The organism is Microlunatus sp. GCM10028923 (assembly GCF_042666975.1).
GTDB lineage: Bacteria > Actinomycetota > Actinomycetes > Propionibacteriales > Propionibacteriaceae > Microlunatus.
Genome location: NZ_JBHTFF010000006.1, coordinates 192,598 through 219,396, shown reverse-complemented (window position 1 = coordinate 219,396; position 26,799 = coordinate 192,598). Strand labels below are relative to the sequence as shown.

At 71.3% G+C, this 26,799-nt stretch carries 23 protein-coding genes and 1 pseudogene; 7 read left to right on the top strand and 17 right to left on the bottom strand.

Translation table 11 applies throughout. From position 1 onward, the window contains the following. Nucleotides 1-11: 11 nt before the first annotated feature. A complete protein-coding gene (locus ACFQU4_RS16570; RefSeq protein WP_377493777.1) occupies nt 12-1,700 on the top strand; it encodes a PQQ-binding-like beta-propeller repeat protein in 1,689 nt (562 codons plus the stop codon). Between the two features lie 56 nt (nt 1,701-1,756). Continuing rightward, nucleotides 1,757-4,162: an HAD-IC family P-type ATPase gene (locus ACFQU4_RS16565; protein WP_377493775.1), complete on the top strand. Its 2,406-nt coding sequence runs from the start codon at nt 1,757-1,759 to the stop codon at nt 4,160-4,162. Here ACFQU4_RS16565 and ACFQU4_RS16560 read toward each other — a convergent pair. After that, entirely contained in the window at nt 4,105-4,734 is a 630-nt protein-coding gene (locus tag ACFQU4_RS16560; RefSeq protein ID WP_377493773.1) for a TetR/AcrR family transcriptional regulator, read from the bottom strand. The two genes, ACFQU4_RS16565 and ACFQU4_RS16560, sit on opposite strands and share 58 nt — an antisense overlap. 92 nt (nt 4,735-4,826) lie before the next feature. Here ACFQU4_RS16560 and ACFQU4_RS16555 point away from each other — a divergent pair, with 92 nt between their 5' ends. Further along, nucleotides 4,827-5,285 (top strand): nuclear transport factor 2 family protein, encoded by a 459-nt coding sequence (locus ACFQU4_RS16555; protein WP_377493771.1) that lies wholly within the window; start codon nt 4,827-4,829, stop codon nt 5,283-5,285. Between the two features lie 64 nt (nt 5,286-5,349). Here the strand turns inward: ACFQU4_RS16555 and acnA are convergent, their stop codons facing one another. Beyond that, on the bottom strand, nt 5,350-8,163 hold the full coding sequence (acnA, locus tag ACFQU4_RS16550) for an aconitate hydratase AcnA (protein ID WP_377493769.1): 2,814 nt from the start codon (nt 8,161-8,163) through the stop codon (nt 5,350-5,352). A gap of 139 nt (nt 8,164-8,302) precedes the next feature. Here acnA and ACFQU4_RS16545 point away from each other — a divergent pair. Then, nucleotides 8,303-10,291, top strand: a pseudogene (locus tag ACFQU4_RS16545) (FAD-dependent oxidoreductase); the annotation flags it as partial. 220 nt (nt 10,292-10,511) lie between these two features. Here the strand turns inward: ACFQU4_RS16545 and ACFQU4_RS16540 are convergent. The 5 genes from ACFQU4_RS16540 to ACFQU4_RS16520 all read right to left on the bottom strand — a co-directional run bounded on the left by ACFQU4_RS16540 (nt 10,512) and on the right by ACFQU4_RS16520 (nt 15,962). Then, on the bottom strand, nt 10,512-11,222 hold the full coding sequence (locus ACFQU4_RS16540; protein ID WP_377493767.1) for a Pr6Pr family membrane protein: 711 nt from the start codon (nt 11,220-11,222) through the stop codon (nt 10,512-10,514). Beyond that, the gene (locus ACFQU4_RS16535; protein ID WP_377493765.1) at nt 11,219-11,875 is read right to left on the bottom strand and encodes a class I SAM-dependent methyltransferase; all 657 of its coding nucleotides are present in this window, start codon (nt 11,873-11,875) and stop codon (nt 11,219-11,221) included. Before ACFQU4_RS16535 ends, ACFQU4_RS16540 begins: the two co-directional genes overlap by 4 nt. 27 nt (nt 11,876-11,902) lie before the next feature. Then, on the bottom strand, nt 11,903-13,714 hold the full coding sequence (locus ACFQU4_RS16530) for an ABC transporter ATP-binding protein (protein WP_377493763.1): 1,812 nt from the start codon (nt 13,712-13,714) through the stop codon (nt 11,903-11,905). After that, nucleotides 13,704-15,503 (bottom strand): ABC transporter ATP-binding protein, encoded by a 1,800-nt coding sequence (locus ACFQU4_RS16525; protein WP_377493761.1) that lies wholly within the window; start codon nt 15,501-15,503, stop codon nt 13,704-13,706. Before ACFQU4_RS16525 ends, ACFQU4_RS16530 begins: the two co-directional genes overlap by 11 nt. 69 nt (nt 15,504-15,572) lie before the next feature. Beyond that, entirely contained in the window at nt 15,573-15,962 is a 390-nt protein-coding gene (locus tag ACFQU4_RS16520; RefSeq protein ID WP_377493759.1) for a DUF6463 family protein, read from the bottom strand. A 56-nt stretch (nt 15,963-16,018) separates the two neighbouring features. On the opposite strand from ACFQU4_RS16520, the gene ACFQU4_RS16515 reads away from it, so the two are divergent. Beyond that, entirely contained in the window at nt 16,019-16,573 is a 555-nt protein-coding gene (locus ACFQU4_RS16515) for a TetR/AcrR family transcriptional regulator (RefSeq protein WP_377493757.1), read from the top strand. Between the two features lie 137 nt (nt 16,574-16,710). Here ACFQU4_RS16515 and ACFQU4_RS16510 read toward each other — a convergent pair whose 3' ends face one another. The 5 genes from ACFQU4_RS16510 to ACFQU4_RS16490 all read right to left on the bottom strand — a co-directional run bounded on the left by ACFQU4_RS16510 (nt 16,711) and on the right by ACFQU4_RS16490 (nt 22,238). Next, nucleotides 16,711-17,781, bottom strand: coding sequence for a hypothetical protein (locus ACFQU4_RS16510; protein WP_377493755.1), 1,071 nt, complete (start codon nt 17,779-17,781; stop codon nt 16,711-16,713). Nucleotides 17,782-17,815: 34 nt separating this feature from the next. Next, entirely contained in the window at nt 17,816-18,328 is a 513-nt protein-coding gene (locus tag ACFQU4_RS16505) for a PH domain-containing protein (protein WP_377493753.1), read from the bottom strand. A gap of 46 nt (nt 18,329-18,374) precedes the next feature. Then, nucleotides 18,375-18,923: a hypothetical protein gene (locus tag ACFQU4_RS16500; RefSeq protein ID WP_377493751.1), complete on the bottom strand. Its 549-nt coding sequence runs from the start codon at nt 18,921-18,923 to the stop codon at nt 18,375-18,377. Nucleotides 18,924-19,071: 148 nt separating this feature from the next. After that, nucleotides 19,072-20,247 carry a class I SAM-dependent RNA methyltransferase gene (locus tag ACFQU4_RS16495; protein WP_377493749.1) on the bottom strand — a complete coding sequence of 392 codons (1,176 nt, stop codon included), beginning with the start codon at nt 20,245-20,247 and terminating at the stop codon, nt 19,072-19,074. After that, complete coding sequence (locus ACFQU4_RS16490) at nt 20,247-22,238, bottom strand: APC family permease (protein WP_377493747.1); 1,992 nt, start codon at nt 22,236-22,238, stop codon at nt 20,247-20,249. Before ACFQU4_RS16490 ends, ACFQU4_RS16495 begins: the two co-directional genes overlap by 1 nt. A gap of 83 nt (nt 22,239-22,321) precedes the next feature. Between ACFQU4_RS16490 and ACFQU4_RS16485 the strand changes: the two genes are divergently transcribed. Beyond that, nucleotides 22,322-22,969, top strand: coding sequence for a potassium channel family protein (locus ACFQU4_RS16485; RefSeq protein WP_377494249.1), 648 nt, complete (start codon nt 22,322-22,324; stop codon nt 22,967-22,969). Between the two features lie 2 nt (nt 22,970-22,971). Beyond that, on the top strand, nt 22,972-23,673 hold the full coding sequence (locus ACFQU4_RS16480; protein ID WP_377493745.1) for a potassium channel family protein: 702 nt from the start codon (nt 22,972-22,974) through the stop codon (nt 23,671-23,673). Nucleotides 23,674-23,681: 8 nt separating this feature from the next. Here the strand turns inward: ACFQU4_RS16480 and ACFQU4_RS16475 are convergent, their stop codons facing one another. From ACFQU4_RS16475 to ACFQU4_RS16455, 5 genes are read right to left on the bottom strand one after another with little or no spacing between them, the layout of a single operon-like run. Continuing rightward, a complete protein-coding gene (locus ACFQU4_RS16475) occupies nt 23,682-24,410 on the bottom strand; it encodes a DUF3159 domain-containing protein (protein WP_377493743.1) in 729 nt (242 codons plus the stop codon). Beyond that, complete coding sequence (locus ACFQU4_RS16470; protein WP_377494247.1) at nt 24,407-24,790, bottom strand: OB-fold nucleic acid binding domain-containing protein; 384 nt, start codon at nt 24,788-24,790, stop codon at nt 24,407-24,409. Before ACFQU4_RS16470 ends, ACFQU4_RS16475 begins: the two co-directional genes overlap by 4 nt. A gap of 36 nt (nt 24,791-24,826) precedes the next feature. Continuing rightward, nucleotides 24,827-25,789 carry a DUF3710 domain-containing protein gene (locus ACFQU4_RS16465; RefSeq protein WP_377493741.1) on the bottom strand — a complete coding sequence of 321 codons (963 nt, stop codon included), beginning with the start codon at nt 25,787-25,789 and terminating at the stop codon, nt 24,827-24,829. A 16-nt stretch (nt 25,790-25,805) separates the two neighbouring features. Then, on the bottom strand, nt 25,806-26,324 hold the full coding sequence (gene dut, locus ACFQU4_RS16460; RefSeq protein WP_377493739.1) for a dUTP diphosphatase: 519 nt from the start codon (nt 26,322-26,324) through the stop codon (nt 25,806-25,808). Between the two features lie 9 nt (nt 26,325-26,333). Next, on the bottom strand, nt 26,334-26,792 hold the full coding sequence (locus ACFQU4_RS16455) for a DUF3093 domain-containing protein (RefSeq protein WP_377493737.1): 459 nt from the start codon (nt 26,790-26,792) through the stop codon (nt 26,334-26,336). Between the last annotated feature and the right edge of the window lie 7 nt (nt 26,793-26,799).

The window sequence follows — 26,799 nt, the reverse complement described above, 5'->3', positions numbered from 1 at the left end:
GGATGGGCGCCATGGTCGAGCCAGGAGGTGCCCAGCCGCCCGAGCAGCGTCCCGACGAGTGGCTTCCGCCCGGGAGCAGCCGACAGCCCGCGAACCCCCGGCCACCCGAACCTCGCCGGCCACCCGAACCCCGCCGGCCTGCCGAACCCGGCGGGATCACCGGCCGCTGGCCCGACCCGCCGACCTGGCCGGCCTGGCAGCCGCCCCGGACCGCCTCCGCGCCGTCCCGCACGCCCTGGTACGTGCCCGCCGTCGTGATCACGGTCGTCGTGGTGTTGCTGATCGCCTTCGCCGTCGTCGCCGGCCGGAGTGTCGCCGGACTGCTGGAACGCCCGCGGTACGTGGAGCGTCCGGAGCGCCCCGAGTTCCCGTCGCCGCGGCCCACCGCCCCCGGGGTCCCGGAGCGGCCGGTCACCGTCCCGTGGCGGCTCGAGCCCGCCGCGTTGCGGCCGGACCTGGGCGGCGCCGAGTTCGTCGGGCCGATCGACGGCGACTTCTCCGGCCCGTACGTGTCCGCCGTCGACCCGAAGGTCGCCGACGTCTGGGTGACCCTGACCGGCGACCGCGAGGAACGGTCGATGGCCGCGCACGGCATCGACCCGGCCACCGGACAGAAGCTCTGGGACCGCCCGATGGAGGGCGGCCTGTGCGCCGCCGAGGCGGACCGGCACGGGGTGGCCTGCGCCGAACTGCTGGATCGGGACCGGGATACCGGGCTCGGCCGGAAGTGGCGGCTGCACCTGCTCGACCCGCGTACCGGCGAGCCGCGGATCAGTCGCGACGTGGACGGCTGGTTCAGTGCCCTGCACCGGTCCGGCGACACCCTGGTGGTGCTGGAGCAACGGGAGCCGTACCCGCACGCCGCGCTCCGCGGGTTCGACCTCGCCACCCTGAAGCCGCTCTGGGAACTCGACCTCAGCAAGGTGCCCGGCCACGAGCACCTGTTCAGCGGGAACCGCATCATCGCGCGCAAGGACCCGGACCGGGAGGGCGTCGTCATGGACCGGCCGCGGTTCCGCGACGTCGGCTACGGGCCGAAGGCGGACCGGACCGGGGGCGACGGGCTGGTGGCGTTGTGGGCCGGCCAGCGGACCGCGTTCGTCCAGCCGCGCACCGGGAAGTTGATCATGATGCCGCAGTGTTCCCGGCTGGTCGACGACGGCCACCGGCTCTGGTGCAACGAGCCCGACGGTGCGCAGTCGTACTCCTATGCCGGCAAGGCGCTGCGCCGGGTCAGCGGGCCGCGGCTGGCCTTCCCGGGCGACGACGGCGTCGGGGTGGACCGGAACCGGCCGATCTTCATCGACCACAACGGCGCGCCGGTCGCGGTCGATCCGGACACCGGCAAGGTCGGCAAGCCGTACAGCGTCCCGGGCGCGGGTTCCGCCTTCGGCGAGACGACGATGCCCGGTGCCGAGAGCGTCGGCGAGCACACCTTCCTGGTCGGCGACGGCGGCGCGATGCTCGTCCATCCCGAGCAGGACAAGATCACCTGGATCAACAAGTACATCACCCACACCGACACCCCGATCCTGATCAAGGACGAGTTGCTGCTCGGCAGCTACCGGGCCGACGTGGTCGACCTGGCCACCGGCGAGCGGCGCGGCACGGCCAAGCTGGAAGGCCTCTACACGGTCGCCGTCGGCTCCCGGATCGCCGGAGTCGGCCCCGACCTGCTCTGCCTGCAGCAATTCGGCTGACCCTTGCTCTACCTTCGGACGGGGATTGCCAACAGATCACCAAGGAAAGGCCGGGTATGGGCGAGCCAGGGACCGTCGAGCGTGCCGTGGGGTCCGCGGACGGACTGACGGCCGCCGAGGTGGCCGAACGGGTCGCCGCCGGGGCGGTCAACCACGCACGGCGCCGCACCTCGCGCCCGTTCTCGCAGATCCTGCACGCCAACCTGGTCACGCCGCTGAACGCCGTGATCGGGGTGCTGGCCGTCATCGCCGTAACGTTCGGCGGCTGGAAGCAGGCGCTGTTCGCGCTGGTGATCGTGGCCAACATCCTGATCGGCACGCTGCAGGAGGTCCGGGCGAAACGGACGCTGGACAAGCTGTCCCTGCTCAACGCGACCACCGTGAAGGTGCGCCGCGACGGGCAGGTCGCCGAGCTGCCACCGGACCAACTGGTACGAGATGATCTTGTGCTGGTCGAGCCCGGTGACCGGATCGTGGTGGACGGACCGGTGATCGAGTCCCGCAACCTGGAGATCGACGAGTCCCTGCTGACCGGTGAGGCCGACCCGGTGCCGAAGGTCGCCGGCGACGGACTGCGGTCGGGTTCGTTCGTGGTCGCGGGGTCCGGGGTGTTCCGGGCCGAGCAGGTCGGCGCCGAGTCCTACGCCGCCAAGCTGGTCGAGGAGGCGAGCCGGTTCGCCCTGGCCCACTCCGATCTCCGCGAGGGCATCAACCGGTTCATCAAGTTGATCACCTGGCTGATCGTCCCGATCGCGATCCTGCTCGTGATCAGCCAGCTCGCCTACACCGCGGACTGGCGGGCGATCATCGTGTCCACCGTGGCCGGGATCGTGCCGATGATCCCCGAGGGCCTGGTGCTGCTGACCTCCGTCGCGTTCGCGGTCGGCGTGGTCCGGCTCGGCGCCCGCCGCTGCCTGGTCCAGGAACTGCCGGCGATCGAGGGGCTGGCCCGGACCGACGTGCTGTGCCTGGACAAGACCGGCACCCTCACCGAGGGCGGCATGGACGTCGACGAGCTTCGGCCGGTCGGTGACACGGACGAGCAGCGGGTACGGGAGGCGCTGGCCGCACTCGCCGCCGCCGACGAGACCCCGAACCCGACCATGCGGGCGGTCGCGGAGCATCTGGACGCCGCCGGGGTCACGAACTCCGGCTGGCTGGCGGAGGACGTGCTGCCGTTCTCCTCGGCGCGCAAGTGGAGCGGCGCCGCCTTCGCCGATCACGGCACCTGGCTGCTCGGCGCACCGGAGGTGCTACTGGACTCCGGCGACCCGGTCGGCACCGAGGCGGACCGGCTGGCCTCCAGGGGCCTCCGGGTGCTGGTGCTGGTGACCGCGGACTCGGCATCCACCGCCGGCGGCGCGGCCGGCGTCGTGCCCCGGGCGTTGGTGATCGTCCGGCAGCGGCTGCGATCGACCGCCGCCGCGACGCTGGCGTACTTCAAGGATCAGGGTGTCGCCGTCAAGATCATCTCCGGCGACGCCGCGATCTCCGTCGGCGCGGTGGCCCGCCAGCTCGGCATCGACGGTGCCGACGAGCCGGTGGACGCCCGGCACCTTCCGGCCGACCCCGACGAGTTGGCCGACCTGCTGGAACGGACCACGGTCTTCGGCCGGGTCCAGCCGCATCAGAAGCAGGCCTTCGTCAAGGCGTTGCAGTCCCGCGGTCACACGGTGGCGATGACCGGCGACGGCGTGAACGACGTGCTGGCGCTCAAGGATGCCGACCTGGGCATCGCCATGGGATCGGGCTCGGCGGCGTCCCGGTCGGTGGCCCAGGTGGTGCTGCTCGACGACGAGTTCGCGACGCTGCCGCACGTGGTCGCGGAGGGCCGGCGGGTGATCGGCAACATCGGCCGGGTCGCGGACCTGTTCCTCACCAAGACGACGTACGCGATCGGGCTGGCCCTGTTCATCGCGCTCGGCGCGACGTTCGCCTGGATCACCGGCCGGTCGCCGCTGCCGTACCCGTTCCTGCCGATCCACCAGTCCTTGATCAACGCGTTCACGATCGGGATCCCGGCGTTCCTGCTGGCGCTGGCGCCGACCTTCGACCGGGCCAAGCCGGACTTCGTCAAGCACGTCCTCCGGTTCGCCGTCCCGGCCGGGATCTGCTGCGCCGTACCGACCGGGATCGTCTATCTGGTGGCGCTGAACCACCACGGGACCGGCACCGTGCTGCCGCAGGTGACCGCCACGATCACGCTGTTCGGTCTCGCGGTCGTCGCGCTGGCGTTGGCGGCGAGGCCGTACGTGTGGTGGAAGTTGATCTTGGTCGGCGCCTGCGCGGCCGCGCTCGCGGTGGTGCTGGCAACCCCGCCGCTGGCCGACTTCTTCGAGCTCGAGGGCCCGACCCCGTGGAACCTCGCCGCCGCCGCGATCGCGATCGGCGCCGGCATGGCCGGTTACGCGGGCTTCTGGTTCGTCCGCCGCCGGGTCGGCGCGGCTCCCTTGAGGAACTGAGTCACCGCCGTCTCGATCAGGTCGTCCAGGCGGCCGGGCTCGACGAGCCCGTTGTTGACCAGGGTGGCCAGGCCGTTGACGGTCGCGTAGAGGATGAGGCCGATCCCCTCGACGGATCCCGCCTGCAGCACGCGGCTCTGCTGCCCTTCCTTGATCAACTCCACGAGCGGGGCGAAGGCGGCCTCGGCCGATCGCGTGACGGCGGACCGGCCCGACTGGTGCTTGGTCGCGTTCATCAACTCGAGCAGCGCCGGGTTCGCCACGGCGAAGTGGGCGAAGGCAGCCGTGGCCCGCCTGATCCGGGCGGCGAAGTCCGCGTCACCGTCGGCGACGGCGTCTCGGATCTCACCGCCGAGCCGGCTGAAGCCCGCCTCCGCCAGCGCGTCCAGCAGGTCCTGGCGTTCGGGGAAGTGCCGCCGCGGCGCGGCGTGACTGACGCCGACCTCGCGGGCGAGATCGCGCAGCGACAACTGCGCCGGCCCGCGTTCGCGCAGACTCTGCTCCGCAGCCGCCAGGAGTGCGCCGCGCAGTTCCCCGTGGTGGTAGCGGCGCGGCTCGGTCCGTTCGGTCATGGCTCCAGGATAGGTGCGACATGTAGCCGTTGACTACTTTTGTAGTCAGTGACTACATTGGCCTTCATTCACCACGACGGAGGATCACCACCATGACTCTCGAGAGCGACCGCGCCGACATCATCGAACTGTTCGGCCGCTACGCCGACATCGCCGACTCCAAGAACTTCGACGAGCTGCCCCCGCTGGTCCACACCGACCCGTTCACCCTGGACTTCGAATCGGTGAACGGGATGCCGCCCCTCACCACCCCGTTGGCCGACTACGGCCAGGCGCTGAGCGGCGCCTTCGCGGCGTTCGTCGCGACCCATCACGTGATCACCGGGCACGTGATCACGATCGACGGTGATCACGCGACCGCCCACGCCCACGTACGGGCCGAGCACTGGGTGCCGGACGAGGTCGCCGGCGACGGGCCGAACCGCTGGCTGGTCGTAGGCCGGTACGACAACGAGGCCGTCCGCACCGAACGCGGGTGGCGCTTCAGCAAGATCAAACTCACCGCCGGCTACCAGGAGAACACCCACCTCGTCGCCGCGGCACCGCGCTGATTCGACGCCGTACAAGACAAACGCCCTGCCCCCCTTTCGGGGACAGGGCGCTCGTCGAGGTCGATCAGGAACCGGCAAGCGAACGGAGCACGTACTGCATGATGCCGCCGTTGCGGTAGTAGTCCGCCTCGCCCGGGGTGTCGATCCGGACCACTGCGTCGAAGCTGACCGGATCGCCGGAGCCGGACGCGGTGACCCTGACCGTCTTCGGGGTCCGGCCCTCGTTCAGCTCGGTGATCCCGGTGATCTCGAAGGTCTCCTCACCGGTCAGGCCGAGGCTCTCCGCGTTCTGGCCCTCCGGGAACTGCAGCGGCAGCACCCCCATGCCGATCAGGTTGGACCGGTGGATCCGCTCGTACGATTCCGCGATCACGGCCCGGGCGCCGAGCAGGGCGGTGCCCTTCGCCGCCCAGTCCCGGGACGAGCCGGAGCCGTACTCCTTGCCGGCCAGGATCACCAGCGGCGTCCCGGCGGCCAGGTAGTGCTCGGACGCCTCGTAGACCGTCGTCACCGGGCCGTCGGCGACGGTGAAGTCGCGGGTGAAGCCACCCTCGGTGCCCGGCGCCAGCTGGTTGCGCAGCCGGATGTTGGCGAAGGTCCCCCGGATCATCACCTCGTGGTTGCCGCGCCGGGAACCGTAGGAGTTGAAGTCCCGCCGCTCGATCCCGTTCTCGGTCAGGTACGCACCGGCCGGGCTGTCCGCCTTGATCGAACCGGCCGGCGAGATGTGGTCGGTGGTGATCGAATCGCCCAGCTTGAGCAGCACCCGGGCACCGGCGATGTCGGTCACCGGCACCGGCTCGGCCGGCATGCCGTCGAAGTACGGCGGCTTCCGGACGTAGGTCGAGTCGGCGTCCCACTCGAAGGTCTGGCCCTCCGGCGTCGGCAGCGACTGCCACTGTTGATCACCGGCGAACACGTCCGAGTACGACTCGGTGAACATCTCGGCCCCGATCGAACTCGCGACGATCTCGTCGATCTCCGCCTCGGTCGGCCAGATGTCCTTCAGGTACACGGGATTCCCGGCCTCGTCGGTGCCGAGCGCGTCGTTCTGCAGGTCGATGTCCATCGTGCCGGCGAGGGCGTACGCGACCACCAGCGGCGGCGAGGCCAGGTAGTTCATCTTCACGTCCGGGTTGATCCGGCCCTCGAAGTTCCGGTTGCCCGACAGCACCGACACCACGGCAAGATCATTTTCGTTCACCGCCTCGCTGACCTCGGGGATCAGCGGGCCGGAGTTGCCGATGCAGGTGGTGCAGCCGTAGCCGACCAGGTTGAAGCCGAGCTTGTCCAGGTAGGAGGTGAGCCCAGACCGGTCGTAGTAGTCACTGACCACCTTGGAGCCCGGCGCCAGCGTGGTCTTCACCCACGGCTTGCGGTTCAGGCCCTTCTCCACGGCCTTCTTGGCCACCAGCGCGGCGCCGATCATGACGCTCGGGTTGGACGTGTTGGTGCAGGAGGTGATCGCGGCGATCACCACCGCACCATGATCGAGTTCGAAGCTGGAACCGTCGGCCAGGGTGACCGGCACCTTCTTGGCCGGCCGGCCGCCGTCGCCGTGCTCGCCGTACTCCTTCGGGGCGGCCGCGCCGTTGCCGCTGGCGTGGGACGGTGCGTCGGAGGCCGGGAACGACTCGGCGACGGCCTCGTCGTAGCCCTGCTCCTCCTCGCTCACGTAGTCCCGCAGCGCCTCCCGGAATCCCTCCCGGGCATGGGAGATCGAGACCCGGTCCTGCGGCCGCTTCGGCCCGGCGATGCTGGGCACCACGGTGCCGAGATCCAGTTCCAGGTATTCCGAGTAGGCGGCCTCGCGGTCATCGTCGTGCCAGATGCCCTGCTCCTTGGCGTACGCCTCGACCAGCGCCAGTTGATCTTCGTCGCGGCCGGTCAGCTTGAGGTAGTCGATCGTCTTGTCGTCGATCGGGAAGACCGCGATGGTGGAGCCGTACTCGGGGCTCATGTTGCCGATCGTGGCCCGGTTGGCCAGCGGCACCTCGGAGACGCCCGGCCCGTAGAACTCGACGAACTTGCCGACCGCGCCGTGCTTGCGCAGCATCTCGGTGATCGTCAGCACCAGGTCGGTCGCGGTGGCACCCTCGGGCAGCTTGCCGGACAGCTTGAAGCCGACCACCCGCGGGATCAGCATCGAGACGGGCTGGCCGAGCATGGCCGCCTCGGCCTCGATGCCGCCGACGCCCCAGCCCACCACGCCCAGGCCGTTGACCATGGTGGTGTGCGAATCCGTACCCACACAGGTATCGGGGTACGCGTAGGTCTTGCCGTCGATCTCCCGCGGGAAGATCACCCGGGCCAGGTGCTCGATGTTGACCTGGTGCACGATGCCGGTGCCGGGCGGCACCACCTTGAAGTCGTCGAACGCGGTTTGGCCCCAGCGCAGGAACTGGTAGCGCTCCTTGTTCCGGCCGTACTCGATCTCGACGTTACGGGTGAACGCGTCAGCGGTGCCGAACACGTCGGCGATCACCGAGTGGTCGATCACCAGCTCAGCCGGCGCCAGCGGATTGATCTTGGTCGGGTCGCCGCCGAGATCGGCCATCGCCTCCCGCATGGTGGCGAGGTCGACGATCGCGGGGACACCGGTGAAGTCCTGCATCACGACGCGGGCCGGGCTGAACTGGATCTCCTTGCTGGGCTCGGCCTTCGGGTCCCAGCCGGCCAGCGCGCGGATGTCGTCGGCCGTGATGTTGGCGCCGTCCTCGGTCCGCAGCAGGTTCTCCAGCAGGATCTTCAGGCTGTACGGCAGCTTGTCGGCACCATCGACGGCGGACAACCGGAAGATCTGGTACGAGCGGTCGCCGACCTCGAGGTCGCCGAGGGCCCCGAAGCTGTCGACGGGACGGAAGCTGTTGACGCTCATGAACACTCCGTGGGGGTCTAGTTGTCTTGATGTCAAGATATCATCTCCGCTGCAGCGCGGAGACGGTCCCCCTGGCGGGTGAGGGAAACCCGCTGGTCAGGGGATCTGCTCGGTGGTCGGCCGGCGCGAGGCTGGCCTCATGACAGCATCGCATGCCGTGGCCGAGGAGCCACGCAGGACCCGACGGGCCCTGATCGCCACCGGCGTCTGGTCCATCGCGTCCGTCGCGGTCGCCGCGACCTGGGCGATCGGAATGCCGTACTTCTTCCCGCTGCTCGACGACGACGGCGTGCCGCGCGTCGGCCCGGCGGCCGTGGCGCTGCTCGGCGGCATCGTCGTCGCCCTGTCGGTGCTCGCGGCCGGCGCCGTCTTCTCCGGCTTCGGGCTGCGCTCCCGGCAGCGGCCGCGTCCGGTGGCCCTGGCCGGCCTGACCGCCGGGCTGATCGCGGCCGTCGTCCAGGTGAGCACCCTGCCGCTCGGGCTGGTCGGAATCGTCGCGACCGGCCGGCTCGGCTCGCCCTTCGCGCTGCTCTGGCAGGCGGTCACCGTGGTCGTCGTGCTCGGCTTCGTCCGGTTGATCCGGATCGAGGCGCGCCGGGTCCGGGGACGCTGCCTGCACTGCGGCGGCCGGCACCGCTCCCCCGCCCGCCCGGTGCTGGACCGGCCGGAACCCGTGATGGCTCCGGCCGCCGTCTGTGTCGCCGCCGCGGTCAGCCTGGTCGCCGTGTTCCCGTGGGCGGTGGTGAAGCTCGGCTGGGGCTTCGGTGCGACCGTGCTCGGCGTCACCGCCGAGGAATGGCGCCGGGCCGGCGAGCTCACGGCGATGTCGCCGCCGGCCCGGTGGCTGGCCGCGACCGGAATCGACATCACGGTGCTGGCCGCCGGGGTCGGCATGATCATCGCCGTCCTGTTGCTGGCCCGGCTGCCGCGTTGGCTGCCGCCCGCGGTGCTGGTGCTGCCGGCCGGGCTGGCCGCGATCCCGTTGATCAGCTACGGCTACACGCTGTTGATCACCGGGCTGCTCGGCCTCTTCGGGGTGATCAGCCTGCCGGTCGATCCGGCGCTGCCCGGGCTCGACCTCCCGCTGATGGTGATCTTCGGCGGGCTCGCGTTCGGCGGCGTCGGCACCGCGCTCGCCGTCGGCGCCATCTCGCTGGTCCGGCGCAGCCGCCCGGTGTGCCGGCCCGGAACGTACGATCCGGCGACCCGGGTCGCGGTGATCGGCGGCGGGTTCGCCGGGCTGGCTGCGGTCAAGGAGCTGGCCCGGTCCGGTGCCGACGTGACCCTGATCGACCAGCGCACGTACGCCACCTTCCAGCCACTGCTGTATCAGGTCGCCACCGGCGGGCTCAACGCCGGCGACATCACGTACCCGATCCGCAACGTGCTGGCCCGGCGCGCCGGCGTCCGGTTCGTCTGCGACCGGGTCACCGGGATCGATCACGACGCGACCATGATCACGACGGCCGGCGGTGCGCAGCTCCGCTACGACTACCTGATCGTCGCCGGCGGCGCGGTTGCCAACGACTTCGGTGTTCCGGGCGTGGCCGAGAACGCGATCGGGATCTACACCCGGCCCGACGCGCTGGCCGTGCGGGACCGGTTGTTCGGGATCCTGGAGGACGCCGCCCGGTCCGGTGACGGCAGTGCCCGCTCGGTGATCATCGTCGGCGGCGGCGCGACCGGGATCGAATTGGCCGGCAATCTGGCCGAGCTGCGTGATCATGGTCTGGCCCGCAGTTATCCCGAGCTGGACCGGGACCAGGTCAAGATCATTCTTCTCGAGGCCGGTCCGCGGCTGCTCGGTCCGTTCGCGCCCGGGCTGCAGGACTACACGCTGGCCCAGCTGCGCCGGCGCGGCGTCGACGTCCGGCTGAACACGCCCATCGTCGAGGTCGGCCCGGAGGCGGTACGGCTGGCCGACGGCGGTGAGCTCGAGGCATCCCTGGTGGTCTGGACCGCCGGGGTCCGCGGCGCCGCCGAGCCGACCTGGGGCCTGGACCGGAACCGGGCCGGGCGGGTGCTGCTGGACCGCGAGCTCCGGGTGCCGGGCCGGCCCGAGGTGTTCGGCGCCGGCGATGCCGCGGTGATCCAGTCCTACCCGCTGCCCCAGCTGGCGCAGCCGGCCCTGCAGACCGGGAAGCACGCGGCCCGGCAGATCCTCCGGCTGGAACGGGATCAGCCGCTGCGCCCGTTCCGCTACTTCGACAAGGGCATCATGGCGACGATCGGCGAGGGGTCGGCCGTGGTCGAGCTGCCGATCGGCCCCAAGATCACCGGACCGCTCGCCTGGCTGACCTGGCTGGCGATCCACATCGTCTACCTGCTCGGCGGGCGGAACCGGCTGGTCACGGCCGCGAACCTCGCGGTCCGCTATCTGCGGCCGGGCTCGTTCGGGGTGATCGTGGGTGATCCGGTGCGAGCCACACCGGCAGCCGCCGCTCGGCAGCCGCAGTCAGCAGTCCGGTGACGATCATGGCGACCGCGATCAGCACGGCGGCGATCGCGACCGGCCCGGCTCCCTGGCTGCCGACGTCCAGGAACGGGTACGGATACCAGCCGCTGACCGCGCCCTGGACCAGGATCAGCACCATCCAGGCGACCGGCCAGATCAGGGCCAGCAGGCCGGTCCGCAGGTCGATCCGCGGCCGCGGGCCGAACGCGATCCAGCACAGCACCACCAGGATCGGCGTCACGACGTGGAGCAGATTGTCCGTCGCGTACGACCAGCCCTGCAGGTCGAGCAGCGGCCGGAGGAAGAACCAGTGCACCAGCCCAGTGATGATCATCCCGACCACGGCGTCCAGCCGGAGCACCCGCCAGAAGGCGCCGTTCCAATCCGGCTTGATCATCAACGAGACCGCGGCAACCGCGGCGAGCAGGTTGCACTGGATGGTGAAGTAGAGCACGAACCGGCGCAGCCGCTCGGCGAGCGAAGGCGGGTCGTCGGTGATCAACACCGATGCGCCCTCGATCACCAGCACCAACTGGGCGATCAGGGCGAAGATCCCGACCGCGGCGGTGAGGCCGTGCCCGATCCGGGCGATCAGCGGGTTCATTTCGTGATCACCGCCATCACGCCGGCCCGCCGCTGGAACCTGAAGTCGACCTCGCGCTGCTGCCAGGTGTGGCCCGCGGCCCGTACCGCTTCGGCGAGATCATCGAGATACGGGACCGGGTCGCCGGCGCCGCGCCGGACCAGCGGGTAGAGCCGGACCTCGCCGCGGCTGACCCGGATCAGTTCGGTGATCGCGGCCGTGTGCCAGTCCTGGTCCAGCGGCCCGTCCCAGGTGAACAGCAGATGCGAGCAGAGCACCAGGTCGAAGCTGTCGTCCGGGAACGGCAGCTCCGGCAGCGACGCCGCTCGGTAGCGGTCCGGCCGGGCCGCCCGGTCGGACAGGAACCGTTCCGCGGCGGCGATCCGCATCAGGTCCCGGCGCTCCGGCGAGCCGTACCAGTCCCAGACGAACTCGTCGTCGTGGTCGGCGGTCAGCTGGAAGCACTGCTCGCGGTCCGCGGACAGCACCGCGGCGAGCTCGCCCTGGGTCTGCGCGTAGGCGGGGTCGGTCGCGATCGCATCCGCCGCAGGGCCCAGTTCCGCGACGAAGCTCGACCCGCCGGCCGCGCAGTCGAGGATGGCGCCCGTCAGGTCGGCGTCGGTGAGGGCGAACATGGCCCGGTACTCCGCCAGTGACCGGGTGGAGATCAACATGGCGGAGACGCTACCGGTCCGGGCCCCTCAGCGATAGGAACGCGCCTGGAGCTCGTACATGTCGGCATAGTGCCCGCCGAGCTTGATCAGCGTGTCGTGATCGCCGACCTCGGTCACCCGGCCCCGGTCGCAGACGATCACCAGGTCCGCCATCCGTACCGTCGAGAAGCGGTGCGAGACCAGCACGGTGACGCCGCCGTTGATCTTGGCCGCCCGCCGCGCCGCCAGCGCCCAGCGCCGGAACAGCTCGTGCTCGACCTCCGCGTCCAGCGCCGACGCGGGTTCGTCGAGCAGGAGCAGCAGCGGCTCGGTGCGCATCATCGCCCGGGCCAGGGCGAGCCTCTGCCACTGGCCGCCGGACAGGTCGACGCCGCCGGGCCAGGCCGGGCCGAGCTGGGTGTCCGGCCCGGCCGGCAGCCCGGCCACGACGTCGGCGGCGCCGGCCCGCTCGATCGCGTCCCGGATCGCCGGGTCGGCCCGCTCCGGTACGGCGAGCGCGTCAAGATCACCGAGCCCGACCGCGGTCCGGACGGTGAACTCGAACCGGGCGTGATCTTGGAAGCAGGCCGAGGTGCGCCGCCGGAACGCGGCCGGGTCGACCGTGGCGAGATCGGTGCCGTCGAGCAGGATCCGCCCGCTGCTCGGCCGGTACAGCCCGGCCAGCAGCTTCACCAGGGTCGACTTCCCCGCCCCGTTGTCGCCGACCACGGCGACCGTGGTCCCGGCCGGCAGGGTCAGGTCGACCTCGGCCAGCGCGGCCCGGTCGGTGCCCGGGTAGCGGTAGGTCACCCGGTCGAGCCGGATCCCCTGCTCCAGCCGGTCCGGCACCGTGCCGGTTCCGGTCCCCCGGGCGCCGGCCTCGACGTCGGCCAGGTGGACCAGCCGGCCGGCCGCGACCAGGCTCTGGAAGGTGAGTTGCAGGGCGTCGGCGGCGCCGGTGACCAGGCCGAGCACCTGGCCCGCGAGGACGGCCGTCAGGACGGCATCGCCGAGGCTGGCCCGGCCGGCTGCCGCGAGCTGGACCACCAGCACCACCGCGCCGAGGTAGCCGGCCAGGAAGGTGAGCCGGCAGACCAGCCCGATCCCGACCGCGCGTAGCTGGAGCCGGTGGTGGATCCGGCGGACGCTGCGCTGCTCAGCGTCGAACCGGTCCAGCAGCACCCGGCCGATCCGGTACAGCCGGATCTCCTTGGCCGCGCCGGCGGTCGCGGTCAGCTCCAGCACGTGCTCGGCCCGCCGGGCCGGTTCCGCGGCTCGTTCCTGGCCCTCCCGGAACAGGCCGCCGGTCCACGGACTGACCGCGACCGCAGGCAGGCCGAACAGCGGCAGCAGCAGGAGGGCCGGATGCACGCCGGCCAGCAGGACGCCCATCGCGACCAGCCGGATCACCAGCGCCAGCAGCTCGACCAGCCGCGGCAGCACCGAGTACAGCTGATACTGCTCACGGCGCACCCCTTCCAGCTGGGTCAGGTGTTCCGGGGTCTCGTGCAGGTCGAGGGTCGGCACCCCGGCCGTGACCCTGAGCAGCCGGAGGTTGAGCCCGTACCGGAGTTCGCCGCTCAGTGTCGCCAGCACCCGCCCGCCGGCGTGCGACAGGGCACCCGTACCGGCGATCGAGGCGACCACGCCGGCCGCCCCGATGATCATGGCCGCCGGGTCGCCCGCGGCCGCCCCGTCCAGGACCAGCTTCAGCCAGAGGGCGAACAGGGTCTGCACCACGGCCTGGCCGCCCAGCAGCAGCACCGCGAGCAGGGTGCGCCGGCGGTCGGCCGACCAGGCGATCTTGATCACCATCGCGGCCGAACGTCGCCAGGTCGGGGTCGGTCGGTCACTCGGCATCGGCTGCTCCTTGCTGGTAGGCGGCCGCCTGGGTGGCGAACAGCCGGGCATAGCTGCCGCCGGCGGCGACCAGTTCGTCATGGCTGCCCTGCTCGGTGATCCGGCCGCCGTCCAGGACCACGATCCGGTCGGCCCGGCGGACCGTCGAGAAACGGTGACTGATCACGATCGTGGTGAGATCCCGGGTCAGGTCCAGGAACCGGTCGTACACGTCGGCCTCGGCGCGGACGTCGAGCTGGGCGGTCGGTTCGTCCAAGATCAACACCCGGGCGCCGTTCTCGACGGCGGCCAGCGCCCGGGCCAGCGCGATCCGCTGCCACTGGCCGCCGGAGAGGTCGACCCCGCCGCTGAACCGGCGGGACAGCGGCGTGTCCAGGCCGTGCGGCAGCGCGGCCAGCACCTCGTCGGCGCCGGTCCGGCCCGCCGACCGGCGGACCAGGTCGTCCAGCGCGGCCGGGTCCGCCAGCCGCTCGACGGCGCCGAACGCGATGTTGTCCCGGGCCGACAGCTGATAGTGCACGTAGTCCTGGAAGATGGCCGCGATCGTCCGCCGCCACTCGTCGTCGGGCAGCTCCGCGAGGTCGCGTCCGTCGACGGTGATCCGGCCCCGGTCCGGCCGCTCCAGGCCGGCCAGGAGTTTGATCAAGGTCGTCTTGCCGGCTCCGTTCAGGCCGACGATGCCGAGCGAGGTGCCGGCGCGGATGGTCAACGACAGCCGCTCGAACACCGGCCGGTCCGTCCCGGGATAGCCGAACGCCACGTCCTCGAACCGGATCTCCCGGACCGGTCCCCGACCCGGCGGCCGGCCGGCACCGGGCGACCGGATCGGCTCGACGGTGCCGGCGGCCCGCTCGAGTTCGATCATGGTCCGGACCTTCGGCGTCCCGAAGTCGATCAGTTGGTCGGCCATCGGATCGGCCAGGGCGGCCATGCCGAGCAGCCCGAGCAGCAGGACCGTCAGCTGAGCCGGGGTGAGCCCGCCGCCGACGCCGGTGGCCACCGCGCCGAGCACGACCGCGTGGCCGACGATGATCAACAACAACGCACCGATCGCGCGGCCGCGGCCGACCCGGCGGACCTTCGCGAGGCCCGCCAGGACACTCGCCCAGTGCCCGCCGAACCGGTCCGCGAGCCAGTCGATCAGGCCGAAGATCCGGACCTCCTTGGCCCACTCGGTCCGCTCCGCGATCCGGCCCAGATAGGACGCGCTACGCAGCTCCGAGGTCCACAGGTCGAAGTTGAGCCGGCGCATCGCCGCCATCAGCGTGAGCCCGGCGACCAGCCAGATCACGGCGAGCGGAACCGCCGCCAGCGGCCAGACCGTGGCCACCAGGACCGTGGCCGCAAGGCCCTCGGCCAGCCGTTGCCAGCGACAGCACCAGCCGTCGACCAGATCGCCCGGCTCGTCGCCGGCCATCCGGACGGCGCGGTCGGCGAGCTGGGCCAGCCGCGGGTTCTCGAACAGTTCGAGGCGCCGGGTGCCGACCGTCGCGTTGATCACGCGGGCCAGCAGGTAGTGCTCGTAGCGTCGGTAGAAGGCCCACTTCGCGAGCTCGTACGTGCTCGAGGCCAGGTCCTGGGCGACGAGCACCAGCGCGACCGCGGCCAGTAGGAGGATCAGCCGGTCACCGGCCGGGGTGCCGAGCCCACCGCCCCGGATCACCTCCGGCAGCAGACCGACCAGGAGTCCCAGCAGGGCTGAGAAGATCGCCGGCAGGGTGCCGGAGAGGGCAGCCAGGAACAGCTGCAGCGCGACCCGGCCGGGCAGTGCCCGGACCAGGAACCACAAGGCGACCCAGCGGCCGCCGGTCCGTTTCGGACTCTCAATTAACCCGCACTGTTAGAGCCTGAAGGACCCTTACCCTTCTGTCAAACCCTTCCCCGTAAGGGTTTCCGCCGGCTTGCGGGTCCGCGCCGCGGCGATCAGGGTCAGCACGCCGACGGCCAGCGGGATCCAGCCGCCGTCCAGCGGGCGGAGCAGGACGATGAAGACGCCGATCGCGACCAGGCCCCAGCCCGCCTCGGCCGGCACCCGGCCGGTCAGCCGGACCATCCGCAGGGTGACCAGGCCGAGGCAGAGGAAGGCCAGGCCGGCGCTCATGAACCAGAGCGTCGCCACCCGGTCGATGCTCTGGGCGGAGTTGATCACGCCGTCGGCCAGGATGCCGGGCCAGGGCGGGTCGAACAGTCCGAGGACGAGGTGCAGGATCGAGCAGCCGATCATCAGCCAGGGAATCCAACGGTGCATGGGACCTCACCTTCCGTACAGTCATGTATGGAAGACCCTACGCTACTGTACGGAAGGTGGCGCAACGTGATGGCAAACCCCTGCTCGGCCGAGACGACTGGACCGCGGCTGCGCTGCAGGCGCTGGCCGACGGCGGCCCGGCCGGGATCGCGGTCGACCGGCTGGCCAAGCAGCTCGGCGTCACCCGGGGCAGCTTCTACTGGCACTTCGCCGACCGGAACGAATTGATCACCGCGACCCTGGAGCGCTGGGAGCGGGAGAACACCACCGACCAGGTCGGCGAGGCGTTCGCCGTCGCCGATCCGGTCGAACGGCTGCGGCTGATCATCCGCCGCGTCTACCAGGGCCGGACCGATCCGGTCGAGCTGGCCCTGGCCGCACGCGCCGGCGACCCGGTCGTCGCCGGCGCCGTCGCCCGGGTCACCGAGACCCGGCTCGACCTGCTCCGCTCCGTCTTCCGCGACCTCGGCTTCACCCCGGCCGTCGCCCGCGACCGGGCCTGGCTGGCGTACGGGTTCTACGTCGGGCACCACCAGCTCGGCCAGAACGAGGCGATCCGGCAACGCCGCCCGCCCCGCCTCGACTACCTCGTCACCCTCCTCACCGCCTGACCCAACCCCGCCGACCGGGCACAAAAGCAGCCGTGGCGCCTGTCCTGAGCCTGTCGAAGGGGCGGCGTGTCGCTGCCGAACTGCCGAGTCGGCGAGAAGTTCCGATGGGGTGAGCGAGGTCCGGCGGCGCTCGCCGGTCAGTCGGTCTGGATTTCCGCCGCCTGCAACAGGTCCCGCAGCAGGTCGTCGTCGTACCGGGTGTTCTTGCGCGGGTTCGACTGCAGCCCGGCGAAGAAGTCGTTCATGAACTCGATCACCGGACGATGGCGGACCACCGCCTCGACCAGGGCCGGGTGGGCCAGCCCGTCGAGTCGCTCCGCGTGCCGGACCAGGTTCCGCCGCAGCATCGGCCCGGCGTCGGCGTCGGCCTCGATCACGGTGCCCGCCTGCTCCTGTTCGTCCGGCGGGAGCGCGCGGAACCAGCGTTCCAGCTGCGCCCCGAAGGCGGTCAGCAGCTCGCCGACGTCGTACAGCCGATGCCGGGCCAGGAACTCCCGCTCCCGTACGGACAGGGCGAACCGCGAGTCCAGCAACAGGCCGTAGTCGGCGAGATAGGCGGTCTCGCCGTCGGTCAGCAGATTGCCGAGATGAGCGTCGAAGTGGACGATTCCCTGCCCACGCAGGAATCCGACAGTTTCGATCAACTGGCCGATCAGGCGCGGCGCGTCCTCCGGCCGGCGGGCCAGCCAGTCCGTCAGCGAGTGCGGCAGCAACTCCAGGAAGATCAACGCCTCGTGCGTGCCGCCGGCCCGTTCGGCCAGGTAGCGCCCGATGCTCCGGCTCGAGTTCCAGTACCGGACATAGCCGTCGAGGTCGGGCGGGCCGGCGGTCCGCCCGGTCCGCCGGACGACCCGGGCGTGGTACGTGAGCGGGAACGCGGCGCTCGCGTCCGCGAGGACCCAGTTCGTCGTCGTCAGACAGGCGACGATCTCGCGCCAGGCGCCGAAGCCGGCGGACCCGACCCCGTACTGGTAGAAGGACGGCAGCCGGTAGTGGTTGCTGGTCGAGTGGGGCCGGGTCAGTTCCAGGTCGGTCAGCGGAATGATCTTGACGAAGACCCGCTCCCCCGCCAGCTCGACCGTCCGGACATCGCCCCAGCCGGTCGCTCCCGCCGAACCACCGACCAGCTCGCGCAGCCCGGCGTCGTCGAGGTGGGCGAGTTCGGTGCTGAGCTTCGCGTACCGGGCACGCCGGCGGGCCGGATCCATGCCCGTACCGTAATCGCGATCACGCCGCGGCAGGTCAGAATTCGCCGCGACAATGGCGTTCCCGGGCGTCCAGGGCCGCCCGGGTCGGGATCGCCGGCTGCAGCAGGTCGGGCCCGTGGTCGGACGCCGCCTCGCCCCGCCGGAACGCGGACCGCGCCCCGGTGACCACCGACCCGACCCGGCGCCCGGTTCGAGTCACGACGACGGTCTGGCCCAGGCTCAGGAAGCGGCGGTCCACCTCGATCGCGGCAACCTCGGACCACGGGATCCGGACCGTGCGGAACCAGCCGCGCACGGCAAGGCCCGCGGTCGAGACGACGAAGGACTGGCCGGTGCCGCGCCAGATGATCATGAGCAGGATCACCAGCGCCACCCCCGAGAAGATCGGTACCCAGTCCGGTCCGCGGTCGTTGACCAGCCAGTTCCGGATCGGAGCGCCGAACCCGACGACCGTCATCACGGCCAGGGCGCCGGCCAGGACACGCAGCCACGGGGCGAACGACGCCCGGTAGAGAATCCTCTCGTCGCGCCGGCTCTGCGGTTTCACGCTCCGGATCCTGCCATCCTCGCCTGGCCCACCCCGAATCCGGTGATCAGGTCAGCAGCGTCAGCAGCGCGGTGATCTTCGTGTCGACGGCCTCGGTTCCGCCGAGCCGGAGGTCGGGGTCGCGGGGCAGTTCGGCCAACCCCTGCCGGAAGGTCGCGGCGAGATGATCATGGCGGTCGGCGACGGCCGTACCCCAGCGGCGGTCACGGTCGGCGAGCCGACGGCGCTGCTCCTCCGGTTCCAGGTCCAACAGCACCAGTCGGTCGCAACGCGGGTGCGGCCGCATCCCGTCCAGCACCGCGACCGGAGCCGGAGCGATCGGCAGGCCGCCGTACGGGGCACGCCGGAGCATCGCCGGGAAGTCGCAGTCCGGCGTGCTCCGCTCCGGACCGGTCGCGGCCAGGGCCCGGTCGACGGCGTTCCAGTCGTACCCGAACGGCCGGGCCAGGTAGTCCGCCATCGACTCACCGGCGGGACGAGGCACGAAGAAGTAGTCGACCGGCACCCGGGCGAACCGATCCGGCCGGACCCGCTGCAACTCCTTGGCGAGCGTCGACTTCCCCGACCCGGCCGGCCCCATCAGGCAGATGATCACGGACCCACCTCACCAGCCCGCCGGCCACGGGGCACGCGATCCTGCCGCGTGTCCTCAAGACCGATCAGGCCTGCGCCGATCGAGACGTCAGTTCCGCAGCGACACGCCGCCCAGACGCCTGCTTTTGTGCCGGGTCGGCGGGGTTCTTTTACGGGTGCAGGATGGCGACGCACTCGATGTGGTGCGTCATCGGGAACAGGTCGAACGCGCGGAGGGACTTCAGCTGGAAGCCCTCCTTGGCGAGGTACCCGAGGTCGCGGGCCAGGGCCGCCGGATCGCAGGCGACGTAGGCGATCGCGCGCGGTCGGCGGCGGGCCAGGCCGGTGATCGCCTTGCGGCCGGCGCCGGTCCGGGGCGGGTCGAGGACGATCAGGTCGGTCCGGTCCGCGAGGCCGCCGCGGCGGGCGGGGCGGTCCAGCACGCGGTCGACCGAGCCGGCGACGAAGCGGACCCGGGAGCCCGCGTCGGCGAGGTTGCGGCGGGCGAGCTCGACGGCCGGCTTGTTGCCCTCGACGCCGGTGACCGCGCAGCCGCGGTCGTACAGTGCCGCCGCGAACAGGCCGACGCCACAGTAGAGGTCGAAGGCGGTCTCGCCCGCTTCCGGCGCCAGCCCGTCCAGGACCGCATCGGCGAGCACCCGGGGCGCGGCCGCGTGGGCCTGCCAGAACCCGCCGACGGCGACGGTGAACTCGCGACTGACCGCCCGCTCCCGTACGGTCCCGGCCGGATGATCACCGCCCGCCCAGACCACCTGATCGCCGGCGGCCACGCCGACCAGCTCGTCCTCCGGCACCGGCGGCGGCACCCGCAGCGGCGGCGCGGCGATCCGGCAACCGTCCGGCGGGAGTTCGATCACCCGGTCCGACCGGTGCGCGCGCAGGCCGACCCGGCCCGTACCCCCGTGTTGATCATGGACCGCGTGGTAGCGCATCCGGGTCCGCCAGCCCAGCCCGTCGCCGTCACCGACCGGCTCGACGACCCCGTCCCAGGTGAGGCCGGCCAGCCGTTCCAGTTGCTCGGCGACGACCCGCCGCTTCAGGTCCCGCTGGGTGGCAAGATCAACATGCTGGAAGTCACAGCCGCCACAGAGCCCCGGCCCGGCGATCGGGCACGGAGGCGTCACCCGGCCGGCCGCCGGTTCGATCACCTGGACCGCGTCGCCGCGCCAGAACCGGTCGTGGCTGCGGTCGGTGATCTCGATCATGACCCGCTCCCCCGGCAGCGTGTGCCGGACGAAGATCACCCGGCCCTCGTGCCGGGCCACGCAGTGCCCGCCGTGGGCGACCGGCCCGACGTCGACCGGGCCGACCAGGTCCGTGGGCATCAGCGCCGCCGTCGCGCGCCCTGCAGGTCGGACCGGGCGAGCCGCCGCTCGGCGACGTCCGACGAGGCCAGCAGGTACGGCACCGAGGTCACCATCACGCCCGGCGTGAACAGGAGCCGGGCCTTCAGCCGCAGCGCGCTCTGGTTGTGCAGGACCTGCTCCCACCAGTGCCCGACGACGTACTCGGGAATGAAGACGGTGACCACGTCCCGCGGGCTCTCCGACCTGATCGTCTTCACGTAGTCGAGGATCGGATTCGTCACCTCGCGGTACGGCGACGCGACCACCTTCAGCGGGATCTCGATGCCGGCCTCGTCCCAGGCCTGAACCAGCCGCTTGGTCTCGTCCTCGTCGACGTCGACGGTGATCGCCTCCAGCTGGCTCGGCCGGGAGGCCTTGGCGAACGCCAGCGCCCGCGCGGTCGGCTTGTGCAGCTTGCTGACCAGCACGATCGCGTGCACCCGGCTGGGCAGGGTCTTCGCCTCGCCCGGCACCAGCGTCGTCTCCCGGGCCACCGTGTCGTAGTGCCGCTTGATCAACTTCATCAGCACGAACAGCACCGCCATCGCGATGATCGCGATGTAGGCCCCCTGCAGGAACTTCGACAGCAGGACGATGATCAACACCGTGCCGGTCATGGTCAGGCCGATGCAGTTGATCACCCGGGACCGCTGCATCCGGGCCCGCACGTCCGGCCGGGTCTCCGACTTCAGCTCCCGGGTCCAGTGCCGGACCATGCCGGTCTGGCTGACCGTGAACGAGACGAACACACCGACCACGTACAACTGGATCAGAGCTGTCACGTTCGCGTCGAAGGCGAGGATCAGGATGATCGCCAGTGCGGCCAGCACGATGATCCCGTTGCTGTACGCGAGCCGGTCGCCCCGGGTGTGCAGCTGCCGCGGCAGGTAGCCGTCCCGGGCCAGGATCGAGCCCAGCACCGGGAAGCCGTTGAAGGCCGTGTTCGCGGCCAGGAACAGGATGACCATGGTCGCCGCGACGACGAAGTAGAAGCCGACCGGGAAGCCGGAGAAGATCGCCCGGGCCAGCTGGCCGATCGCCGTCTCCTCGGTGATGTCGACGCGCTGCCCGTTCAGCGTGTAGAAGGAGTGACCGGGATCGATCAGCCGCAGGCCGGTCAGGTTGGCCAGCGTGATCACGCCGATCAGCATGCTCACCGCGACGGTGCCCAGCAGCAGCAGCGTGGTCGCCGCGTTCTTGCTCTTCGGCTTGCGGAACGCCGGCACCCCGTTGGAGATCGCCTCGACCCCGGTCAGCGCCGCCGAACCGGACGAGAAGGCGCGCGCTATCAAGATCACGAACATCAGCCCGGTGAGCGAGGTGAAGGCGGGATCGCCCTCCACCTCGTACTGCGCGCTGTGGGCCCGGATCGGTTCCTGCATGACCAGGATCCGGAACAGTCCGACAGCCACCATGCCGATGATCCCGATCATGAAGCAGTAGGTCGGGATCGCGAACAGGGTGCCGGACTCCTTGACACCGCGCAGGTTCATCGCCATCAGCAGCGCCACCGCGGCGGCCGCGATCCAGCCCTCGTGGCCGTCGATGAACGGCAGCGCCGACTTCGCGTTCTGGACGCCGGAGCTGACCGACACCGCGACCGTCAGCACGTAGTCGACCAGCAGCGCGCTGGCCACCGTGGTGCCCGCGTTGCGGCCCAGGTTGACGGTCGCCACCTCGTAGTCGCCGCCACCGGACGGATAGGCGTGCACGTTCTGCCGGTACGAGGTGACCACGACGAGCATCACCACGGCGACCGCGATCGCGATCGGCCAGGAGAACGCGAAGCCGGCCATCCCGGCCAACGACAGCGTCAGCAGGATCTCGTCGGGTGCGTACGCCACCGAGGACAGCGCGTCCGAGGCGAAGACGGGGAGGGCGATGCGCTTCGGCAGCAGGGTCTCGCCGAGCTGCGTACTGCGTAATTTGCGCCCAACCAGCAGGCGCTTGCCGAGGTCGGACAAACTCACGTCCCGACACTCTAGACCCACGACTGGGTCCCGGGCCCAACCCGCGGTGGTCGTGTAGCGTCTTCGCTGTGCACATCGTGATCATGGGCTGCGGTCGCGTCGGGTCGACGCTCGCCAGGGCCCTGGAACGTCGCGGCCATACGGTCGCGGTGATCGACATGCAGCCGGACGCGTTCCGCCGGCTCGGCCCGGACTTCACCGGAACGACGGTGAAGGGGGTCGGCTTCGACCGCGAAGTGCTCACCGAGGCCCGGATCGGCGACGCGAGCGGGTTCGCCGCCGTGTCCAGCGGCGACAACTCCAACATCCTGGCCGCGCGGGTGGTCCGGGAGACGTTCGGGGTGGAGAACGTGGTCGCGCGGATCTACGATCCCGGCCGCGCCGAGGTGTACGAACGGCTCGGCATCCCCACCGTCGCGACCGTCCGCTGGACCGCGGACCAGGTGATCCGGCGGCTGCTGCCGGCCGGGTCGGAGCCGCAGTGGCGGGACCCGTCGGGCAGTGTGCGGCTGATGGAGGTGCACGTCGATCCGGCCTGGGTCGGCCACACGATCAGCCAGCTCGAACAGGCCAGCGGTGCCCGGATCCCCTTCCTGGCCAGGCTCGGCACCGGGCACATCCCGAAGCCGACGTCGGTGTTCCAGGACGGCGACCTGGTCTATGCGGCCGTCCAGGACTCCCGGCTGGCCGAGGTCGAGGCGATCTTCGCCGCGCCTCCGAAAGAGGACTGATCATGCGTGTTGCCATCGCCGGGGCCGGGAACGTCGGCCGTTCGATCGCGGCGGAGCTGGTCGAGAACGGGCACCAGGTGCTGCTGATCGACCGCGATCCCCGCTCGATCAAGACCGAGACCGTACCGGAGGCGGAGTGGCTGCTGGCCGACGCCTGCGAGTTGTCCTCTCTGGAGGAGGCGGAGATCGACAGCTGCGACGTCGCGATCGCTGCCACCGGTGACGACAAGGTCAACCTGGTCGTGTCGCTGCTGGCCAAGACCGAGTTCGGCGTGCCCCGTACGGTCGCGCGGGTGAACCACCCGAAGAACGAGTGGCTGTTCAACGAGGTCTGGGGCGTCGACGTCGCCGTGTCCACGCCGCGGCTGATGAGCGCCCTGGTCGAGGAGGCGGTCAGCGTCGGCGACCTGGTCCGGCTGCTCACCTTCCACGAGGGCGAGGCCAACCTGGTCGAGATGACGCTGCCGGACAGCAGCCCGCAGGTCGGGGTCCGGGTCGGCGACATCGACTGGCCGGGCGATGTGGTGCTGGTCGCCGTGATCCGGGACGGCCATGCGCGCCCGCCGGACCCGGACGGCACGCTCGAGACCGGCGACGAGTTGCTCTTCGTGACCGCGCAGGACTACGAGCAGGAGCTGGCCGAGGTGCTGTCCCCGCGCGGCGAGATCCGCAGCGCGCCCGGAGCAGGCGCCGTCCGCAGCTAGCCAGCCGGCTAGCGCTGCTGCTCTTCGACCGTCGGCTCGCCCTCGTCCTGCTTCCGCAGGGCGGCCTGGGCGAGCGGCGAGTCCTCGATCGGGGTCCGGCCGCGGGACAGCAGCAGGCCGATCACGGCGAGCGCGGCGATCAGCAGCGGCCAGCCGAGGGCGACCTTGGCGATGCCGAGCAGCAGCACCTGGTCGGCCAGGTAGAGCGGCAGCTGGACCACCACCCGGATCGTGTACGAGGCCGCCATCACCGCCGTCAGCTTGCTCATCATCCGGACCAGGCCCTTGTCACCGGCCCAGCTCAGCGCGTCGCCGAGGGCGGCGCCGATGACGAACCCGAACAGCGGCCGGCGGACCGCGATCGTGATGATCGCCACCGCCGCCAGAGCCGCGTTGTAGAGGATGCCGGGGACGAACGCGTCCTCGGCGCGGCCGGTCCGGGCGGCGACCACGACCGCGACCACGGTCGGCACCACGGCCTGCAGGACGTACCGGATCGGCTGGCGCTGGACCAGCCGGGCCACGGCCAGCACGACGGCGACCGCGACGGCCGCGATGATCGCCCGCAGCAGGTCCTGGCCGAACACCCAGGTCAGCGTGAACGCGACGAACGGGAGAGCGCCCTCGATCATGCCGCGCGGGCCGCCGAGTGCCTGGCCGACCTCGTGCCGGACCCACTCCTCGACGTAGCGGAACTGTCTCGGGCCCGTGGCCACGGAGGCGGTCGGGTCCGTCATCCGGCGTGCGAGCTCTGGATCAGTTCGTACCGCGGGTTGTACATGATCCGGCCTTCGCCGCCACAGCTGATCCGGCCGCTCACCTTGACCGACCGGCCGGCGTCGATACCGGCGATCTGCCGGCGGCCGAGCCAGACCAGGGTGACCGCTCCGGACCCGTCGCGCAGTTCCGCCTCGAGGGCCGGGTGCCCGCCGCGCGGGTTGATCGTCACGGCCGCGATGGTGCCGGCCAGATCGACGACCTCGCGGTCCTTGCACTGCTTGATCGGCCGTGCGCCGGAGTCGCGAACGGTCTGCTGCAGCTCCGCCGACTCGAGGTCCTCATTCGAGGACGTCAGCCGCTGCAACACCCGGGAGAAGAACTCGCCGGCCTTGCCCATGATCACCACATCCGATGTGAGGCGTGTACGACTCCATTATCCCGCACCTTCAACCTCCCCGGCATCGTCGTCACCGGGTTGTTGTACGGCTTCAGTACGGGGCAGCGTCAGCGGCAGCAGGTCGCCCGGGGCCCGGGCCTCGTCACCGCGCCGCACGATGGTGGCACGGAAGCAGGCCAGCAGCTCGGCGACCGGCGATTCCAGGCCGTCGACCAGCGCAGCCTGGCCGTAGACGATGCCGCGGAGCAGCCAGCGCGGCCCCTCGGCGACCCACATCCGGGACGGCTGGTAGCCCTGCTCGCCGTCCGGAGTCTGCACCGGCAACAGCCGCCGCAGCTCGACGCCGAACGGGCCCTCGACCACCGCGGCCGATCCGCCGGCGGCACCGGCTGCCTCGATCAGTTCCTCGCGCAGCTCGGACCACAGGCCGCCGCTGCGGGGCGCCGCGAACGCGCCCAGCTCCAGCGCCGAGTCCTTGCTGATCAACATCGCGGAGACGATCTGCTGGGTCTCGTCGGCCACCTGCAGCCGCAGCTCGGCATCCTCGATGCCGGTGATGATCATGCTGCCCAGGTCGATCCGGGGGCCCGCCTCCGGCTCGGTCTCGAGGTCGACCTCGGCCACGTCGTACGGGCCCTCGTCGCGCCATTCCCGGCCGTCGAGATCGTCGACGTCGAGGTCCGTACCGTCGGAATCCTCGGCCGCCTCGGTGTCCTCGGCGTCCGGGTCCTCGGAATCCTGCTCGCCGTCGGCCGCATCATCGTCCGCCGTGTCGTCGGCAGCCGCGTCGTCGGTGGCATCGTCGCCCGCGTCGCCGGAGTCCGGGGCCTCGGCGTCTTCGGAGTCGTCGTGATCCTCGGTCACCGCAGCGGCTTCGGCCTTCCCGGACTCGACATCGTCGGACTCGGGGGCCTCATCGTCAGCGGTGGTTTCGGGGGCCTCGTCGGCCGTCGCCGCTTCCGGTTCCTGATCGCGGCGCTTCCTCCGTCGAAAGATCACCTGCCGCACCTTAGCGTCATCGGGTCTGATCCGTATGCCCCGTGTCCACCAGGCTCGCGTGGCCTCCGGTGGAGCCGTACCCGCCGGCACCACGGACCGACTCCGGAAGCTCTTCCACCGCAACGAATTCGGCCCGGCTGACCCGCTGCACGACCAGCTGCGCGATCCGGTCGCCGCGGTTGATCGTGACCGAGGCGGACCGGTCGGTGTTGATCAAGCAGACCTTGATCTCGCCCCGGTAGCCGGCATCCACCGTGCCCGGCGCGTTGACGACGGTGATCCCGTGCTTGGCCGCCAGCCCGGACCGCGGATGGACGAACGCCGCGTACCCGTCCGGCAGGGCGATCGCGACTCCGGTGCCGAACACCCGCCGCTCCCCCGGCTCCAGCACGGCGGTCTCGCTGGACCGCAGGTCGGCGCCGGCGTCGCCGGGCCGGGCGTAGTCGGGAGGCTCCAGGCCGGGGTCGATCCGGAGCAGTTCGACGCGAACGGTCTCGGCCGCGGCCATCAGCGCGGCATGATCGAGCGGAGGCATCGGGTCAGGCTAGCCGCGTGCACCGGGCCGGGGCGCGACGGCGCGCAGCGCGTCGGCCAGGCGTTCCGGATGCCGGGAGGACACCAGCCAGTACGGCACCGGGTCGGCCGGATCGGCCAGCTCGATCTCCACGGCCTCGCGCAGGTACGGCCGCAGCACCAGATAGGCCCGGGCGTCGGCGGTCGGCCCGCGCCGGGACCTGGTCCGGTCCGCGTCCAGGGCCTGGCAGCCGGCCAGGTAGCGATGCTCGATCCAGGCCCGGCCCACCCGCAGCCCGTCGGCGTCGACGGTGATCATGATCGAACCGGCCAGCAGCATCCCGCCGATCACCGCGAACACGGCCACGGCGACGGCGAGCCCCCACCAGAACCCGACCGCGATCCCGACCACCGGCCACAGCACCACGGCGCCGAGCAGCGTGATCAACCACCACGACAGCGGCGGCAGCAGACGCTCCGAATACCCCACGCCGGTC

What these genes read in the sequence shown, in the direction of transcription:
- ACFQU4_RS16570 (WP_377493777.1), top strand. Translation starts at nt 12, where the DNA reads ATGGTCGAGCCAGGAGGTGCCCAGCCGCCCGAGCAGCGTCCCGACGAG.
- ACFQU4_RS16565 (WP_377493775.1), top strand. Translation starts at nt 1,757, where the DNA reads ATGGGCGAGCCAGGGACCGTCGAGCGTGCCGTGGGGTCCGCGGACGGA.
- ACFQU4_RS16560 (WP_377493773.1), bottom strand. Translation starts at nt 4,734, where the DNA reads ATGACCGAACGGACCGAGCCGCGCCGCTACCACCACGGGGAACTGCGC.
- ACFQU4_RS16555 (WP_377493771.1), top strand. Translation starts at nt 4,827, where the DNA reads ATGACTCTCGAGAGCGACCGCGCCGACATCATCGAACTGTTCGGCCGC.
- acnA (WP_377493769.1), bottom strand. Translation starts at nt 8,163, where the DNA reads ATGAGCGTCAACAGCTTCCGTCCCGTCGACAGCTTCGGGGCCCTCGGC.
- ACFQU4_RS16540 (WP_377493767.1), bottom strand. Translation starts at nt 11,222, where the DNA reads ATGAACCCGCTGATCGCCCGGATCGGGCACGGCCTCACCGCCGCGGTC.
- ACFQU4_RS16535 (WP_377493765.1), bottom strand. Translation starts at nt 11,875, where the DNA reads ATGTTGATCTCCACCCGGTCACTGGCGGAGTACCGGGCCATGTTCGCC.
- ACFQU4_RS16530 (WP_377493763.1), bottom strand. Translation starts at nt 13,714, where the DNA reads ATGCCGAGTGACCGACCGACCCCGACCTGGCGACGTTCGGCCGCGATG.
- ACFQU4_RS16520 (WP_377493759.1), bottom strand. Translation starts at nt 15,962, where the DNA reads ATGCACCGTTGGATTCCCTGGCTGATGATCGGCTGCTCGATCCTGCAC.
- ACFQU4_RS16510 (WP_377493755.1), bottom strand. Translation starts at nt 17,781, where the DNA reads ATGGATCCGGCCCGCCGGCGTGCCCGGTACGCGAAGCTCAGCACCGAA.
- ACFQU4_RS16495 (WP_377493749.1), bottom strand. Translation starts at nt 20,247, where the DNA reads ATGCCCACGGACCTGGTCGGCCCGGTCGACGTCGGGCCGGTCGCCCAC.
- ACFQU4_RS16485 (WP_377494249.1), top strand. Translation starts at nt 22,322, where the DNA reads ATGGGCTGCGGTCGCGTCGGGTCGACGCTCGCCAGGGCCCTGGAACGT.
- ACFQU4_RS16480 (WP_377493745.1), top strand. Translation starts at nt 22,972, where the DNA reads ATGCGTGTTGCCATCGCCGGGGCCGGGAACGTCGGCCGTTCGATCGCG.
- ACFQU4_RS16475 (WP_377493743.1), bottom strand. Translation starts at nt 24,410, where the DNA reads ATGACGGACCCGACCGCCTCCGTGGCCACGGGCCCGAGACAGTTCCGC.
- ACFQU4_RS16470 (WP_377494247.1), bottom strand. Translation starts at nt 24,790, where the DNA reads ATGGGCAAGGCCGGCGAGTTCTTCTCCCGGGTGTTGCAGCGGCTGACG.
- dut (WP_377493739.1), bottom strand. Translation starts at nt 26,324, where the DNA reads ATGCCTCCGCTCGATCATGCCGCGCTGATGGCCGCGGCCGAGACCGTT.